Origin of the sequence: Chryseobacterium sp. GP-SGM7 (assembly GCF_049166575.1) — a bacterium.
Classification (GTDB): Bacteria; Bacteroidota; Bacteroidia; order Flavobacteriales; family Weeksellaceae; genus Chryseobacterium.
On the sequence record NZ_JBMHFF010000001.1, the window covers coordinates 588,839 to 606,257 of the forward strand.

Annotated in this window: 14 protein-coding genes; 5 read left to right on the forward strand and 9 right to left on the reverse strand. The window is 35.1% G+C overall.

The window, feature by feature from the left end:
• Positions 1–22: 22 nt before the first annotated feature.
• The 3 genes from ACOOWA_RS02750 to proS form a co-directional block, all read right to left on the reverse strand.
• The gene (locus ACOOWA_RS02750) at positions 23–1,345 is read right to left on the reverse strand and encodes an Nramp family divalent metal transporter (protein ID WP_421373066.1); all 1,323 of its coding nucleotides are present in this window, start codon (positions 1,343–1,345) and stop codon (positions 23–25) included.
• A gap of 124 nt (positions 1,346–1,469) precedes the next feature.
• Complete coding sequence (locus tag ACOOWA_RS02755) at positions 1,470–2,768, reverse strand: DUF937 domain-containing protein (protein WP_421373067.1); 1,299 nt, start codon at positions 2,766–2,768, stop codon at positions 1,470–1,472.
• A gap of 125 nt (positions 2,769–2,893) precedes the next feature.
• Positions 2,894–4,369 carry a proline--tRNA ligase gene (gene proS, locus ACOOWA_RS02760; RefSeq protein WP_421373068.1) on the reverse strand — a complete coding sequence of 492 codons (1,476 nt, stop codon included), beginning with the start codon at positions 4,367–4,369 and terminating at the stop codon, positions 2,894–2,896.
• Positions 4,370–4,515: 146 nt separating this feature from the next.
• Here proS and ACOOWA_RS02765 point away from each other — a divergent pair, with 146 nt between their 5' ends.
• Together ACOOWA_RS02765 and ACOOWA_RS02770 are read left to right on the forward strand one after the other, a co-directional pair.
• Positions 4,516–5,598: a prolyl-tRNA synthetase gene (locus tag ACOOWA_RS02765; protein WP_421373069.1), complete on the forward strand. Its 1,083-nt coding sequence runs from the start codon at positions 4,516–4,518 to the stop codon at positions 5,596–5,598.
• Positions 5,599–5,626: 28 nt separating this feature from the next.
• Positions 5,627–7,054, forward strand: a complete 1,428-nt coding sequence (locus tag ACOOWA_RS02770; RefSeq protein WP_421373070.1) for an OmpP1/FadL family transporter — start codon at positions 5,627–5,629, stop codon at positions 7,052–7,054.
• A 188-nt stretch (positions 7,055–7,242) separates the two neighbouring features.
• On the opposite strand, the gene ACOOWA_RS02775 is transcribed toward ACOOWA_RS02770, so the two are convergent.
• Positions 7,243–7,959 (reverse strand): ZIP family metal transporter, encoded by a 717-nt coding sequence (locus tag ACOOWA_RS02775; protein ID WP_421373071.1) that lies wholly within the window; start codon positions 7,957–7,959, stop codon positions 7,243–7,245.
• Positions 7,959–8,684: a class I SAM-dependent methyltransferase gene (locus ACOOWA_RS02780; protein ID WP_421373072.1), complete on the reverse strand. Its 726-nt coding sequence runs from the start codon at positions 8,682–8,684 to the stop codon at positions 7,959–7,961. Before ACOOWA_RS02780 ends, ACOOWA_RS02775 begins: the two co-directional genes overlap by 1 nt.
• Positions 8,685–8,806: 122 nt before the next feature.
• On the opposite strand from ACOOWA_RS02780, the gene ACOOWA_RS02785 reads away from it, so the two are divergent.
• Entirely contained in the window at positions 8,807–9,976 is a 1,170-nt protein-coding gene (locus ACOOWA_RS02785; RefSeq protein ID WP_421373073.1) for a THUMP domain-containing class I SAM-dependent RNA methyltransferase, read from the forward strand.
• Between the two features lie 437 nt (positions 9,977–10,413).
• On the opposite strand, the gene ACOOWA_RS02790 is transcribed toward ACOOWA_RS02785, so the two are convergent.
• Positions 10,414–10,749 (reverse strand): DUF1622 domain-containing protein, encoded by a 336-nt coding sequence (locus ACOOWA_RS02790; RefSeq protein ID WP_421373074.1) that lies wholly within the window; start codon positions 10,747–10,749, stop codon positions 10,414–10,416.
• 297 nt (positions 10,750–11,046) lie between these two features.
• Here ACOOWA_RS02790 and ACOOWA_RS02795 point away from each other — a divergent pair, with 297 nt between their 5' ends.
• The gene (locus tag ACOOWA_RS02795; protein WP_421373076.1) at positions 11,047–12,051 is read left to right on the forward strand and encodes a glycosyltransferase; all 1,005 of its coding nucleotides are present in this window, start codon (positions 11,047–11,049) and stop codon (positions 12,049–12,051) included.
• A gap of 217 nt (positions 12,052–12,268) precedes the next feature.
• On the opposite strand, the gene ACOOWA_RS02800 is transcribed toward ACOOWA_RS02795, so the two are convergent.
• A complete protein-coding gene (locus ACOOWA_RS02800) occupies positions 12,269–13,498 on the reverse strand; it encodes an aminotransferase class I/II-fold pyridoxal phosphate-dependent enzyme (protein WP_421373077.1) in 1,230 nt (409 codons plus the stop codon).
• 145 nt (positions 13,499–13,643) lie between these two features.
• Here ACOOWA_RS02800 and ACOOWA_RS02805 point away from each other — a divergent pair, with 145 nt between their 5' ends.
• On the forward strand, positions 13,644–14,102 hold the full coding sequence (locus tag ACOOWA_RS02805) for an Lrp/AsnC family transcriptional regulator (protein WP_421373078.1): 459 nt from the start codon (positions 13,644–13,646) through the stop codon (positions 14,100–14,102).
• A 48-nt stretch (positions 14,103–14,150) separates the two neighbouring features.
• Here ACOOWA_RS02805 and ACOOWA_RS02810 read toward each other — a convergent pair whose 3' ends face one another.
• Both ACOOWA_RS02810 and ACOOWA_RS02815 read right to left on the reverse strand, forming a co-directional pair.
• Positions 14,151–15,182, reverse strand: coding sequence for a bestrophin family protein (locus ACOOWA_RS02810; RefSeq protein WP_421373079.1), 1,032 nt, complete (start codon positions 15,180–15,182; stop codon positions 14,151–14,153).
• A gap of 92 nt (positions 15,183–15,274) precedes the next feature.
• Positions 15,275–17,347: an alpha-ketoacid dehydrogenase subunit alpha/beta gene (locus ACOOWA_RS02815; protein ID WP_421373080.1), complete on the reverse strand. Its 2,073-nt coding sequence runs from the start codon at positions 17,345–17,347 to the stop codon at positions 15,275–15,277.
• Positions 17,348–17,419: the final 72 nt, after the last annotated feature.

Consider the following 17,419-nt stretch of genomic DNA (forward strand, 5'->3'; position numbering starts at 1 on the left):
TTGTGTTAAAAAAAACACATTTTTATTCTCCGAAAAATGTCTGATACAACAAATAAAGATTCAAAACAATAATGACAACCGTAATAATCCAAACACAGATTTTTAAGAATGATTTGTTGGCAAATTCGCCCATTTTAACTTTATCATTGGTAAACATTACCAAAGGAACGACCGCAAAACTTAGCTGCATCGATAAGATTACCTGGCTTAAAACCAAAAGATCTGTTGTTCCCTGTTCGCCATAAATAACAGTTACAATCAAAGCAGGAATTACCGCAATCAGTCTCGTAATCAATCTTCTGAGCCACGGTTTTAAGCGAATATTTAAAAATCCTTCCATTACAATTTGTCCGGCAAGAGTTCCTGTTAAAGTTGAATTTTGTCCGGAAGCCAAAAGTGCAATCGCAAAAGCAATACTTGCCATAGAAGCTCCCAAAATGGGAGTCAACATTTTGTATGCATCATGAATATCTGCAATATGCTGATTACCTGTTGTGTGAAAAGTTGCGGCAGCTAAAATCAAGATAGCAGCATTAATGAAAAATGCGAGCAGTAGGGAAACTGTACTGTCTAAAGTCGCAAACTTTATTGCTTCTTTTTTTCCTTCCTGATCTCTGGTATAATCTCTGGTTTGTACAATACTGCTGTGAAGATAAAGATTGTGTGGCATTACAGTGGCTCCGAGAATACCAATTCCGATGTAGAGCATTGCAGGATTGGTAATAATTTCTTTTTGAGGAATCAGACCTCCCAAAACAGCATTGATTTCAGGTTTTGAAATAATCACTTCATACCCAAAACACACAAGAATAATAAACATCAATCCGGCGACAATACTTTCAATCCACCGGAAACCTTTTGCCTGAAGCAATAAAATGATTAAAACATCAATTGTTGTAATCACAATTCCCCACGTTAAAGGAATTCCGAAAAGTAAATTTAATGCAATGGCAGAACCGATCACTTCCGCCAAATCACAGGCGGCGATGGCAATTTCACAAAAAATCCAAAGAATAAAATTGGTTGTCGGTTTAAAATGATCTCTGCAAGCCTGCGCTAAATCTCTCTCCGCAACTACACCTAATTTTACAGAAAGATGCTGCAACACCATTGCGAAAATATTAGAAATAAGAATCACAGAAAGTAGAGTATATCCAAATTGTGATCCTCCCGCAATATCTGTCGCCCAGTTTCCGGGATCCATATATCCGACTGCGATCATCAAACCAGGACCTGCAAATGCTAAATATTTCCTCCAAAAACCAGATTTTTTTGGAATCGAAATAGAGGAGAATACCTCCGGTAATGAATGGGATGTTTTATCTTTTCGCCAAGCGTTTTTCATATTAAAACTTATCATTGTTAGAAATGACTAACAAATTTAATTAAATAAATGAAATGGAAATCTATTTTACCAAAAAAATCCCGGAAATATTTCCGGGATTTTAATTATTTGTCTTTAAATGAGATTATTTTGCAAATCGTACAGACATTTTTCTGTCAACTGCTCTTTCGTCATTTGATGCAGAAGCATCTACTTTTGCAAATTCACTTCCGTATCCGTCAGCTGCAATAACTTGCGCTCCTACACCTTGTTTTCCTAACCAATCTTTGATGTAATTAGCTCTGTCTGCAGAAAGTTTTTTGTTTTTGGCTTCGTCACCGGTTTTATCTGTGTAACCACCGATTTTAATTTTCGCATCAGGAAAAGCCTTTAAAATTGCTACCAAGTTTTGTAATTGTCCTTCAGAACCGGCTTCCAAAACATCTGCGCTTCCAATTTTAAAATTTACATGATCAAAATCGTACCATTTGGTTTTTAAAGCATCGTCGTTTGCTGCATTTTTATAACCATCAGTTTTCAGAAAAGTAATCATTTGGTCTTCCATTCCGCCTTTGTATCCTTTCAGTGGAGTACCGTTTAAATCGATATTCTCGTCAATTTTTGTTACAGTTGCCGTTGTGTTTGAATCTGTGGGCATTGATGAAGAATCATTAGAAACATTTAAAGAATCGCCCATTACTGTGGTAGTGGTTGTAGTTTCTTTTTTATTGCATTGCTTCCATAAAAAGTATGATGCTGCAATTAATAGTAGTAGAGGAAGAAGCCATTTCCAGATCGAACCACCTTCTGAAGAAGTCGATCGGTCAGGAAAAGTTCCGCTATCTGCAACGCTTCTGGTTACTTCGACTTTTGGTTCTTCATGTGTCACAGGTTTTATTTCATCCTGGTCATTATCAAATTTGTAACCTTTTGCCCAGTCTCCAACATTTAAAGATGCTAAAGAAAGACCGGCAGGTAAAAGGGTAGAAACAATTCCTTTTTGATCATTTAATAATGATGAAATTCCACTTTTGTCTAAATTATGATCTGCGGCATATTGCCCGACAGATCCAACTGTTGCTCCGGTAACTAAATTTAATAATGAAGATGAAGAATTGTTGCTGATTCCTGCATAAGTAGCAATCGAGTTGATAATTCCGCTCAGCTTATCGCCAAAAACAGAAGTTAATAATCCTGAAATAAAAGAATTATTAGAAGTAGAATCGAATAAATTCCCCAAAATACCCTGCGAAGATGCATTTGAAACAGAATCTAATACCGAAGGATTGTCAGAATTGTTGGCTAATCCACCCACAATTACCGGAAGTAAACCAGAAATGGCTTTAGAAACTCCGGCTTCACTTTCTCCAAGTTGCGATGCAGCCTGAGAAACAAATGCAGAACCAAGCTGCCCTTTAATGAGATCAATAATGTTTAATGACATACTATATTATTTTGAAATTAATGTTACATAAATTTAAACAAAAATCTCTCCAAATATCATTTTATAAAAAAAATCTGCAAAAATTTTAATAATTTTTGCAGATTTAATAATTATTCTGTTAAATATTAATAAGCTTTCGCAAACAATACTCTTCTTTTTGATGGTTTTCCTGAGATTAAAGAAACTCCTTCTTCAACATCATCATCTAGAGGAATACATCTGATTGTTGCTTTGGTTTCATCCTTTATTTGCTCTTCTTCTTCTGCAGTTCCATCCCAGTGAGCGTAGATAAATCCTCCTTTTTCTTCCAAAACTTTTTTAAATTCTTCATAAGAATCTACTTTTGTAAAGTTGTCTTTTCTAAAATCTAATGCTTTAGTATATAAATCCTTTTGAATCGTTTTCAATAACTCTTCGATGTAGGAATCTAAACCTTCCAAAGGGCGGGTTTCTTTCGTAAGGTTATCTCTTCTTGCGATTTCCACAGATTTATTTTCTAAATCTCTTGGGCCCATTGCAATTCTCAACGGTACACCTTTCAACTCATATTCAGCGAATTTCCAGCCTGGTTTGTTTTGGGTATCATTATCAAATTTTACCGAAATTCCTTTCAGTTTTAATTTATTCTGAATGTCTAAAGCTACCTCACTGATTTGTTCTAATTGCTCTTCTCCTTTAAAAATAGGAACAATAACCACCTGAATAGGCGCCAAAGTCGGAGGAAGTACCAAACCAAGGTCATCAGAATGTGTCATAATCAAAGCTCCCATCAAACGGGTAGAAGTTCCCCAGGAAGTTGCCCAAGCGTACTCGATTTTTCCTTCCTTGTTGGTGAATTTTACATCAAATGCTTTTGCGAAATTCTGTCCAAGGAAGTGAGAAGTTCCTGCCTGAAGTGCTTTTCCGTCTTGCATTAAAGCTTCAATACAATACGTTTCGTCTGCACCTGCAAATCTTTCTGATGGAGTTTTTAAACCTTGTACAACCGGCATTGCCATAAAGTTTTCAGCAAAATCTGCATACACTTTATTCATTTTTTCAGATTCTTCAATAGCTTCATCTTTTGTTGCATGAGCGGTGTGACCTTCCTGCCATAAAAATTCGGAAGTTCTTAAGAAAAGACGCGTTCTCATTTCCCAACGAACAACATTAGCCCACTGATTAATAAGAATAGGTAAATCTCTGTATGATTGAATCCATCCTTTATAGGTGTTCCAGATAATCGCTTCGGAAGTGGGACGAACGATAAGCTCTTCCTCTAACTTAGCCTCAGGATCTACAATTAATTTTCCTGGATTGTCCGGATCGTTTTTTAGTCTGTAATGTGTTACTACAGCACATTCTTTAGCAAAACCTTCAGCGTTTTTTTCTTCTGCTTCAAACAAGCTTTTGGGCACAAAAAGCGGAAAGTATGCATTGACGTGACCCGTTTCTTTGAACTTTCTGTCCATTTCGTCACGCATTTTCTCCCAAATTGCATATCCGTATGGTTTAATTACCATAGAACCTCGTACGCCGGAGTTTTCAGCTAAATCTGCTTTTACAACCAATTCGTTATACCATTTGCTGTAATCTTCGCTTCTTGAAGTTAATTTTGCCATTAATTTTTTTTTAATATTTTAACTTTTCTAAAATTATGTAATCTAAAAATAAAAATCTATTTTTGATAGATTTTTGCTGCCAATAAATTGGTATATTTTTGGTACAAGATGCAAATATAATTTAATTTAAAAATTTATACATTATCATGAAAAGAAATATACATAAAAATTTACTAGGAATGCTGAAATCGAAAGGTATTTTGGCAATTTCAGGTGGGTTATTGTTAATGTCTTGTGGTGCACAGATGGGTGGATACAGTGAGACAGATGGGGTGTATTATGACCCAAACAGAGATACTTTACCAGAAGGTGTAATCATTAATGGTAATGAAGGAAACAGAGTTGGAGAATATTATGATTACTATCAGGATGATTCAAACTTAATACAAAATTCACAAATCAACGCCGCAGAGCAAGATAATCGTTATAACAGCTGGTCAAATAATGACTGGAACAGTAATGCAACTGATTCTGACTGGGGAAATTTTGCAGGAAGCCAAACCAATTACTATGATAATTCATGGGGTTGGGGAATGGGCTCACCTTGGGGGTGGGGCGGTTTTGGTTCTTACTGGGGATCTGGTTGGGGTATGGGAATGTCTTTTGGCTGGGGTTCACCTTGGGGTTGGAGCAACGGTTGGGGATGGGGAAATCCTTACTGGGGCATGGGTTGGAACAACTGGTATAATCCTTACTGGGGTGGTTACTACGGAAATCCTTATTGGGGATGGGGTGGATCTGGTTACTGGGGAGGATATAACCGAGTACCTTACGCAAGAAGTGGAGCTAATGGAAGAGTAGGAGCTTTCAGATCTAATAATGCATCTGCATACAGAAGAGCCGAAATAAATTCAGGATTCAGAAATAATAATGGATCTGGCTTTAGAAACGGATCGTCAAACAATAACGGATTCCGAAATGGATCAAGCAATGGTGGTTTCAGACAAGGAAATACTAATGGAGGTTTCAGAGGCGGGCAAGGCGGATTCCGTAATCCTAATATGAATAACAATGGAGTAAGACCTTCAAGACCAAATTATAATTACAATCAGCAGCAACAATCTCAGCCTAGAAGAAATGAGAGCTATACACCAAGAGATAATGGTGGTTTCAGGTCAGGCGGATTCAATTCAGGAAGCAGCGGTGGCGGTTTCAGAGGTGGTTCTTCTGGTGGCGGTGGAATGAGATCCGGCGGCGGAGGCGGCGGTTTCAGATCTGGTGGTAGATAATTTAAACTTAATAACTATTTAAAAAATAATGTTAAAAAAATCTCTAGTAATAATGGGTATGACTGCGGCATTTTATCTGCAGGCTCAGGATATTTCGGTTATAAGAAATTCAATTGATGTATATTCTAATACCCCAATGACAGGTTCATCTAAATTTAATGCGATGGCCGGTTCAAACGGAGCTTTAGGTGGAGATGCAACGGCGCTACTCAGTAACCCTGCAGGTTTGGGAGTTGCAATTGCAGGTGATGCTTCTATAACCTTGGCTGTGAGTGGAAATAAAAATACAAGTTCATTAACCGGCTCGTCTGTTAATTATAATATCAATAAAGTGAATATTGGGAATTTAGGCGGTGTGGCAACTTTCCAATTAATGTCAGAAAGTCCATGGAAATTTGTAACTCTTGGTGCTAATTTATCAACTCAGTCGATAGAAAACTATGTAGAGTCTCCAGGAAACGGAAATGTTTCTATTACAAAAAATCTTATAGATAATGGTGGCAATCCGGTGGTCGGAAACCTTTCTTATTTAGGTCACGCTTACAATAGATATGGAACTCAGACTAAATTTAATTTGGGAGTTGGTGCCAATTACAACAATGCTTTGTATGTTGGGGCAAGTGTTAATATGCATTATGTTGATCTGGAGCAGTATGACAGTGCTAAATTTGGTTTAAACTTAGACAATACAGCGTATTCTTTCGACAAACAATACACTCCTTATTCTGAAAAATCAAATGGTTTTTCTGCGAGTGTGGGTGTGATTGGAAAAATTACGAACCAGTTTAGATTGGGGGCTTCAATAGAATCGCCAACCTGGTGGTCTTTAGACAGAATTTATACTGATTATTATACAGGAACCGACGGTTATATTTATGCTGATAATTTTGTTGAAGACAGAAGATTCCAGTCTCCGATGAAAGCGACGCTAAGTGGAGCATTTGTTCCTTCTAAAAACTTTGCAATCAACGTTGATTATACTTTGGGATTAACTAAACCGAGATATAAAGTTCAGGGAGATGCAGAAAGCGAGTTAAATTCTTTCTTCAGCGATTCTTACAAAAACTTATCTGAAGTTAAAGTTGGTGCAGAATACAGAATTAAAGCTGTCAGATTGAGAGGAGGTTATTCTTATGCTTCAAGTCCGTTTGATGCAATGACGATCAATGCTTATTCAAACAGCGGTCAAACCGGAGATGTTAACTACAGTAATTTAATTTTAGGAGACAGAAATACGATTGGTGCAGGTATCGGCTATGATTTTGGTAAATTTTATGTCGATGCAGCTTATCAAAATATTACTTCAGAATACAAAAATCCTTTCCTGAGCGGAAACGAAAGCTTCGGAACCGGTTATTATTCAGGAGATTTTGATGTAGCGACTCCATCTTCAGTGGTTTCTGATGTTAAAAATGTGAGAAATAATTTCTTCTTAACAGTTGGATGGAAATTCTAAATTAATATCTTTAAAACATATACAAAAGGCTTCGGGAAATTTTCTCGAAGTCTTTTGTTTATGTTTAAATTGTAGTAGTTCAAAATCTATTCGCTTTTTATAAATGAAACGGCTTTGTACATCTTAAAAAAAAGTAAATTATTAAAAAAATCTTTGTGGACTTTGCGTTGAAATTGATTGTATTTCATTTAATGATGATGTCCCGCATGAGAATGATCGTGAAATAAATGCATTATCAAAGCCAGTGAAACTCCCAAAATAACCAACCCTATTTTCGACCAGTCGATATTATGATTTTTATTACTTTCAAAAATAATTACGGATGAGATATGAAGGAAAATTCCGCCCACGATTGCTAAGAAATAAGGTTGCCAATCCGGATTGAAATAATTTCCTAAAAGCATTCCGAAAGGTGAAGCCAAAGCAAATAATGCCACAATTAAAATCGATGGATAAGATACTTTTGAATTTGTTCTATTGAATAAAAATGCTCCCAAAATAAAAGAAATCGGAAGATTGTGAAATAAAATTCCCAGCAAATAGGGTGAAAACGGATTTGTTTCATTAGCCAAAGGAATTCCTTCAATAAAAGCGTGTATAAAAAGTCCGACCATCAAAGCCATCGGAAGAATATTGCTTTCTCCATGATGATGAAAATGTCCGTGCTCGAAACCTTTCGTCAAAGCTTCCAGAATCATCTGCAATAAAACCCCGCCAATCACGAAAATTCCTAGATTTCCAATCTCTGAAGTATAAACCTGCGGAAAAACTTCATTCAGGCAAATGGTAATTAAAAATCCGGCACTTAAAATCAATAAGTTTTTAGAAAATTTTTCTTTCTGACCAAAATATTTTCCAAGCAAAACTCCGGCAACAACGCTTAGTATAAGTAAAATAAAAATCATTATTTCTTTTTAAATAAATTGATACAACGCAGCGAAGTATCTTTATTAAAATCATTCAGTTGATAATCTCCCCAAATTTTAATTCTTTCAAAACCACTTTCTTCAGCATAATTTTGAATAGCATCCAACGTATGAAGTTTTACTTTTTCAAAATAGTGATGAGATTTCCCGTCGGCTTCAAACGTAATGTCTTTTACAATATGTCTGCCTTCGATTTTTTTTGAAATTTTAAAATCAATTTCTCCTCTTGTAATGGTAGTTTCAGGAACCAGTGTCTTCCTTACAAACTCTTCATTCAGATAATCCAAAACAAAATAGCCATCTTTTTTTAAAGCATCACAAACAGATTGGAAAACTTTTCTGTCATCATCTTCATTATCAAAATATCCGAAACTTGTAAAAAGGTTAAAAACGGCATCTACAGGCTCATAATCAATCGGATTTCTCATGTCATGAACATTAAAAATCAAAGTCTGATTTTCAAACTGTTTATTATGTTCAATACTTTGTCTGGAAAGATCCAAGCCAAGAACATCGTAGCCTAATTTATTAAGAAAAACCGAATGTCTTCCTTTTCCGCAAGCCAGATCAATGATTTTTGCCGATTGAGGAAGCTGTAACTCTGAAGTAAGTTTTGTAATAAAATTTTCAGCTTCTGTATAGTCTCTGTTGCTGTACAACAAATGATAATAAGGGGTATCAAACCAAGATTCAAACCATTCCATCCTGCAAAAATAGTGTTTTTGATTGATGGTACGTCGATCTTGATTGATGGTTTTTGTCACATCCGACGATTTCTATCAACTATAAACTGACAACCAACAACTAAAATGACTATTTTTGCAAAATGGATACAGAAAATCTTAAAATTCAGATAAAAACATTCTTCGGTTTAGAACCCATTCTTGCTGAGGAAGTTAAAAAGTTAGGAGGAAGAAATGTCGAGCTTAAAAACCGTGCAGTAAACTGTGAAGGTGATTTGGGATTTCTTTATAAAGTAAATTATTCGGCAAGAACGGCTTTGAAAGTTTTGGTTCCGATTGAGGAATTTAAAGCATATAATGAAAGTAAATATTACGATAAGCTTTTCAAATTTGAGTGGGATCAGTTTATGGATGTTGATCAGACTTTTGCGATTGATTCAACGGTGAATTCTGAAAGATTCAGTCATTCTCAGTTTATGACTTTCAAAATGAAAGATGCCATTGTAGATTATTTTCAGAATAAATACGGAAAAAGACCAAGTATAGAAACGAAATCTCCCGATATTAAATTTCACTTGCACATCGACAGAGAATTGGTGACAATTTCCTTAGATTCTTCAGGTGACGCACTGTTCAAAAGAGGTTATAGAAGAGAGCAGGGAGAAGCACCAATCAATGAAGTTTTGGCAAGCGGAATGCTGCAATTGGCAGGTTGGGACGGAAAAGGAAATTTTCTTGATCCAATGTGTGGTTCGGGAACGTTATTGATTGAAGCAGCGATGATTGCTTTAGATCTTCCGGCTCAGACTTTCAGAAGAAGATTTGGTTTCCAAAACTGGAACAATTACGATTCTGATTTATTTTCAAAAATAAAAGAAGTAAGACTAAATCGTGTGAAAGAATTTACAGGTAAAATTGTAGGTTACGACATTGATGGAAGAATGCTGAATGCAGCAGCAGCAAATATAGAATCTGCAGAAATGGAAGATATCATTGAAGTAAGAAGAGAAAATTTCTTCGATACCAAGAAAGATTTATTCCCATTGCTAATGGTTTTTAATCCGCCTTATGACGAGAGAATTTCTATCAATGATGATGATTTTTACAAAAAAATAGGTGATACTTTTAAAACAAGTTACCCGAATACTTTAGCCTGGTTAATTTCTTCGGATCTGGAAGCGGTAAAGAAAATCGGACTTCGGCCTTCAAGAAAAATAAAACTTTTCAACGGAAAACTGGAGACAAGATTTTTGCAGTATGAAATGTATGAAGGAACGAAAAAGGTGCATAAATTAGAGAATAAAGAAGAATAAATATGCCTTTTGATTTTTTTGACGGTTTAAATTTATTGGTAGATTTTCTACGTTTGGACTTTTCTAAAAATTCGTCGAAAAATTCCGATAAAAATAGATATTTCAAAAAATCAAAATATAAAACAGAATTATGGAGTGGAAGCTTTCTTGTGATAGCTTCCACTCTTTATTTCTTGGTTTTCAAGAATCCTTTGCCCGAAGAAAATTATATACAGACTTTAGTTATTTGTAGTTTCATCGGTATTGTTATTTCTTTTGTGGGATTTTTTATACTTTATCATCTCAGACTTTTTTATTTTAAAAGTCTTTTTAAATTTTTGTTCTTCGGTAGTTCGGTAATTTTGCTGGCGATTTCTTTTGTACTTTTTGTCTATTACAAATCGGGAATTTTCTTTTAGAAAAGAATCTGTTTACTGTGATTAATTTTTTGCCAACAATTAAATTTCTTCTTTTTTCTGCCAAGGAAATTTACCTTCAACTTCAACCTGAATAGAGATACTCAGAAAAGTACGGATAAGCACAATTAATCCTAAAGCTAAAAGCCGATCAATCGTAGGTTCAGTCACCACCGTTGCGATAATATCTCCTGCGACAAGAATTTCGAGACCTAACAGAATTGCTTTTCCCAGTTCCTGCTTCAGTATTTTATAAGATCTGAGATTAGAAAATATATATTTTACCAAAGCAATTACCGCTCCGGCGAAGATGGTAAGAACTCCGATTACTTCAATGATTCTTGCAACATAATCTATATAAATTTTAATGTTTTCCATGATCGTTATAAACTTTTATGAGAAATTAGATAAGCAATTTAGTTAATTTAATGAATGAAAATTATATTCAAATTAATTTTCAAGGTTTTAAAATACTAAAATTCATCCTTTTTTATGAATTAAATTAAGAATGCTCATGAAAATATAAAAATCAAATATATTTTTGAATTATAAAATGTTGCAGGAATATATTTAAGGTTCTGAAGATTTAAAAAAATAATTATCTGTAATGAATCGAATTTGTTTAAACTGTTTGCGCATTCTTTTCTGAATAAGTAATTTTGAAAAAATTTCCATTTGAACCCAACAATTTCTATTGTCGTTGCTATATTTAACCGAAGAGACGAACTTTTCGAACTTCTAAATTCACTCAACTTCCAAACCGATAAAGATTTCGAAGTAATTATTGTTGATGATGGTTCTCTGATTGATTTAAAACCTACAATCCATAATTTTGAAGAAATTTTAAACATAAAATATTTCAAAAAAACCAATTCAGGTCCTGGTTTATCAAGAAATTACGGCGCAAAAAGAGCAACAAATGACTGGTTGGTTTTTGTAGACAGCGATGTGATCGTTGAGAACGATTATATCGAAAATATTAAAAAAAGTATTCTTACAATTCCTTGTGATGCTTTTGGCGGAGCCGATAAAGCGCACAGAGGCTTTAATCTGATGCAGAAAGCAATTTCGTATTCTATGACTTCCGTTTTTACAACGGGCGGAATCAGAGGAAACAAAAATGCGGTTTCAAAATTTCAGCCGAGAAGTTTTAATATGGGCGTGAAAAAAGAAGTTTTTGAGAAAGTGGGAGGTTTTTCGGAAATGAGAATAGGCGAAGATCCGGATCTGTCGATGACACTTTGGGAAAATGGTTTTACAACAGCTTTTTTTGATACGATTGCGGTTTATCACAAAAGAAGGGTAGATTTTGGTAAATTCTCAAAACAGGTCTATCAATTCGGTTGTGCAAGGCCCATACTCAATCAAAGACATCCTGATTATGTTAAAATTTCTTTTGCATTCCCGACTTTATTTCTGTTGGGTTATGTTTTAGGATTTATCGAATATTTTATCTTAGGAAAAGGCTTTGTGCTTTCACTTTTCGGATTGTATACTTTTATTGTTTTAATTCATGCTTTAATTGTTACTAAAAATATTGCAATCGCCGGAATGGCGGTTATTTCAACTTACATTCAAATGTTTTCTTACGGGTATGGATTTTTAAAATCCTGGATTTTACTTAATGTTTTAAAAATGAAACCGGAGAATGCTTTTCCGAAACATTTTCATAAGATTTGATTGCGGTAAATATTGCTCGGTAGGAGAAAAGCCTTTGTAGACAATGATTCCTCAATATATTGAACTCCATAGGAGCGAAGTTTTTCAAACTAAATAATTTTACATTTTGTAAGTTTGTGAAGAGCTCTAAAATATTACGTAAAAATATCTTTTGTGACTTTTACGATTAAAATAAAACAATAAAAGCTGTCGAAATCAACAGCTTTTATAACAATAATTAGAATATGGATGAAATGGTTTCATGGTTTAGAACGCCTGTTTTGAGCATACATTCTTTCATCTTTTCGTAGGTTCGTTCGATGTCGTGATCAAGACCGATTGAGAATCTTATAAGTCCGTCTGAAATTCCCATTGCTTCACGTTCTTCTTCAGGGATTTCTGATGAGGTAGAACTTCCGGAGCATGAGAATAATGTTTTGTAAAAGCCTAAACTTACCGCTAAATAACCCAGATTTTCCTGCTGCATCATTTCCATCAGTTCATTAGCTTTATCGGTTGTTCCTGCGTCTAAAGTAAGCAATCCGCCAAATCCGTATTCCTCATGCATCATGCTTTTCATCAAATCATGATTTTTGTGAGATTTTAAACCCGGATAAGAAATTTTTAAACCGTCTTTTTCAAATCTTTTGGCGAGATATAAAGCATTGTGGCTGTGCTGTTTCATTCTGATGTGAAGCGTTCTTAAGTTTTTAAGGATACTTGCCGAACGGAAACTGTCCATTGTAGGACCCAAAAGCATACAGGCTCCATTATTGACGTTTTTGGTATCGTTAATAAATTCCTGAGTTCCGCAATAAACTCCGCCTACTGTATCGCTGCTTCCATTGATAAACTTAGTTAAACTTTGAATCACAATGTCTGCTCCCAAAAGAGTCGGTGATATAGAAAGCGGCGAAAAAGTATTGTCAACAATCAGTTTTAAATTATGTCTTTTACAGATTTCTGAAAGTTTTCTAAGGTCTGCAACTTCCAGAAGCGGATTGCTTACGCTTTCACAATAGATAATTTTTGTGTTTTCAGTAATTGCATTTTCAATAGACTCAAAATTATTGATGTCTACAAATGAAGTTTCAATTTGAAATGGAGGAAGAAAATTTTTCAGGAAAGCATACGTTCCGCCGTAAATTGTTCTGCTTGAAATAATATGGTCACCAGATTTACAAACCTGCATTAAAACAGACGTAATTGCGCCCATTCCGGAAGCGGTGACGTTTGCAGCTTCGGTGTTTTCCATTTTTGCCAAAGCTTCGGAAAGATAAAGATTCATTGGCGACGAATGTCTTGAGTACAGATAACAACCTTCTGCATTGCCTTCAAAGGTATCAAACATCGTTTTTGCTGAAAGAAAAGTATAGGTGGAACTATCAGAAATTGAAGGATTTACTCCTCCGAATTCTCCGAAATATTGAAGATCCTGTATCTCATTTGCCGCGTTGAATTGATCCATATTTTTTTCTTTTAAAAATGAATCTTTCTGATATTTATTACAAATAAAATTTAATTATTTAGAAAATAAAACTGTATAAATTAATTTTAATAGAATAAAAGTTGGTTATATTTGTTTTAAACTAAATTTTTCTAAAATATTATCTATGCAATTCGATGAAACCGATAAAAAACTCCTGCAATATCTACAGGAAGATTGCAAGCAAACCACCAAGGAACTGTCTTATAAGCTTGGACTTTCCGTAACAGCAGTTTATGAACGCATAAAAAAACTTGAAAACTCAGGGGTAATTTCAAAATATGTTGCGTTGATCGACAAAACAAAGATTGACAAAAAGTTCCTTATTTTATGCCATGTGAAACTCATTCAGCATAAAAAAGAATATCTGGTGCAGTTTGAAAAAGAAGTTTTAAACTTAAAAGAAGTCACAGAATGTTTCCATGTAAGCGGAGATTACGATTATATTCTAAAAATCTGCCTGAAAGATATGGATGATTACAGGAACTTTATGGTCACCAAATTAACGACTTTGCAGCATATTGCGAGTACGCATAGTTCTTTCACTATTTCTGAAGTAAAAAATACGACTGAGATAATTTTTTAATTTCCAGAGGCTTTAAATGTATTTTATTATTAGCTGTAATCGTCAAAATTATACTAGAACACCATTTTTGGACATGATCGGGTCTGGTAATTCTGTTTCTTGTGCCATTTGAAGAAGATCAATTTCAATGGTTCGGCAAATGGAAAGCATCGGAATATCAAACATTAATCCTTCAAAAGGGTTTTCAGAATAATCTCCTACCAATTCCATGATAATATAAATCCAGCCAATTGTAATACAAAACGGAATTGAGGCCCAAATTCCCCAATCACCCAGTTTTGCAAATTCACTCACCAAACCCAGCGGAAGCAACATAATAAAAATGATATTAAATACAAAAGCCGTGCTTGCAAACTGTCTTGGCAATGGGAATTTCTTAATTCTTTCTGCTTGTCCCTGTAAAGTATAAAATTCATTCAGGCAATCCTGCAGCTGAATTTGATTAAAATCTGAAATTGCATTCATATTTTTCAATTCATTCACATCCTTTGATTGTTGAGCAATAAGATAAGTAGCAAAATTTTTGTAGTGAGACTGTAATTCTACTTCTTCTTCAGATAAATATTTATTAAGAAAAATAGGAGCTCTTCCGTAATCCGGAAATCCCGCTTTAATTAATCTATTACGTTTATGATCAATATTTTTCTTGTGTTCTTCTTCTACTTTAATATGTTCCCACTCTGTCGGAATTAAAAGCTGCTCCCGAAATTGGTACAACCATGCGATATGACGGAAAACGATTTTTTTTCTTCGGTCTTCTAAATCAAATTTTCCTAAATTTTCGTTTGAAGTATCAAAAGAGTAAACCATTGAGCCAAGCATTCTGCTGGAATTTACGATTCCGCCCCAGATTTTTCTTGCTTCCCATAATCTGTCGTAGGCCTGATTATTTTTAAAACCAACCAAAAAAGCTTCTGCAGTACCGATTAATGCGACCGGAACCCAGGGAATAATCATCCAATCCCAATGAAAAACATGAAAGAGAACTGCAATAAGAGTACACCAGCAAGAAATGATAATTAAATGAAATCCGGATAAATTTAGAACTTTTTTGTAATTGACGTATTTTGTCGTGATCATTTTAGAAATAAAATTTGTAGAACCAAGTTAGCAAAAAGTGTACAAAAAAACCTCTAAAAGTATTTAGAGGCTTAATTTATTTTTTGTCTGAATTAATATTTCAGCATTTCTTCAATTTTTGAAGCCAATTTTTCTGCATTGGGAAGCATTTCTTTTTCCAAAACCAAATTGATTGGAACTGCAGGAGTATCCAAAGATCCCATCGTTTCTACCGGAGCATCAAGATATTTAAAGCAGTTTTTAGAAATTCTGTGTGCGAATGCTTCAGCAAATGAATTATTCAACTGTTCCTCCGTTAAAACTATACATTTTCCATGTGCTTTTACTCTTTCAAAAACCAGTTCTTCATCCAGAGGAATAATGGTTCTCAAGTCGATAACTTCAACTCTTCCGTTAAAGTTTTTTACCGCTTCTTTTGCCCAGTAAACACCCATTCCGTAGGTTACAACCAATAAAGTTCTGCCTTTGTCGGTTTCGTTTTTATCAGCTTCAATGATTACTTTTCCTTTTCCGAAAGGTAAAATATAATCTTCTGCAGGTTCGATGGTTTTTGCATCTTCTGTTCCCGGAACTTTGCTCCAGTAAAGTCCTTTGTGTTCCAGCATCACTACAGGGTTCGGATCATAATAAGCTGCTTTTAGCAAACCTTTAAAATCTGCAGCATTACTTGGATAAGCAATTTTAATTCCTTTAATATTTGCTAAAATACTTTCAACACTTCCACTGTGATATGGTCCACCACCGCCGTAAGCTCCAATCGGAACACGGATAATATTACTCACAGGAAATTTTCCCTGACTTAAATAATTCGATTTCGAAATTTCCGTAATCAACTGATTGATTCCCGGATAAATATAATCTGCAAACTGAACTTCAACGATTGGTTTTAAACCAACTGCGCTCATCCCCGTCGTAGAACCGATAATATAGGCTTCCTGAATGGCTGTGTTGAACACTCTTTTGCTACCGAATTTTTTTCCTAAAGTCACCGTTTCACGAAAAACGCCACCAATTCTTTCTCCAACGTCCTGTCCGTACAACAAAGCTTCAGGATGTTTCCACATGATCTCCTGAACAGCGTGGATTGCGGCATCTACCATTACGATTTTTTCGCCACCTTCCGGTTCGCGGGTTCCAACTTCTTCCGTAATCGGAGTAGGTGCGAAAATGTGTTGCATCACAGTTTCAGGCTTCGGATCTTCGGCTTTTTGAGCTCTTTCGAACGCTTCTTCAGTTTCTAATCTTGCCTTTTTTGTGATTTGTTTTAATAATTCTTCATCCACTCCAGATTCAAGCAAATAATTTCTGAGAATATTTCCCGGATCTTTTGCTCTGTGTTTGGTTAAATCTTCTTCGTCTCTGTAAAATTCTCTTCTTACTCCTGAAGTGTGATGACCTATTAATACTGTTTTTGCGCAGACAACTAAAGGTTTTCTTTCAGTTCGAACAAAATCAACAGCTTTTTTCATCGCTTCAAAGCTTTCTACGAAATCAGTTCCGTCAACTCTCATTCTGCCTAAGCCTTCAAAACCCGCTACAAAATCGTAAGCATCTACAGTTCTAGCTTCCTCTTTGGTTACAGAAATTCCCCACTCGTTATCCTGAACAAGGAAAATAATCGGAAGTTGATGCAATGCAGAAAACTGAAGTGCTTCACTCACTTCACCTTCCGTTACTGAATTATCTCCAAGGCTACAAATCACAACCGGATTGTTTTCAAACTGCTGTAACTTAAAATCTTCAATATATTTAATTCCCTGAGCAACGCCTGCAGTCGGAATCGTCTGCATTCCTGTAGCTGAACTCTGATGAATAATTTTCGGTTTGTCTTCATCTCTGCTCGAAGGGTGAGAATAATACGATCTTCCTCCAGAAAATGGATCATCAGCTTTTGCCAACAGCTGCAACATCAATTGGTAAGGCTCAAAACCAATTCCCAAAAGAATACTTTCGTCTCTGTAATAAGGCGAAACCCAGTCTTCTTTTTTCAACTGATAAGCCGTTGCCAACTGTATTGCTTCGTGACCTCTTGATGTGCTATGAACATATTTACAAACATTTCTGTTTTCTTCGTAAATATCTGCCATCGCTTTGGCAAGCATCATGTGGTTGTAAGCTTTAAGTAAAATGTCCTGAGAAACTTTTTCGTGAAGTGTATTTTCCATAGAAAGCAAATATACATAAAAAAACAAAACACTAACAAGCGTTAGTGTTTTGCGTAATAGTATGGATTAAAG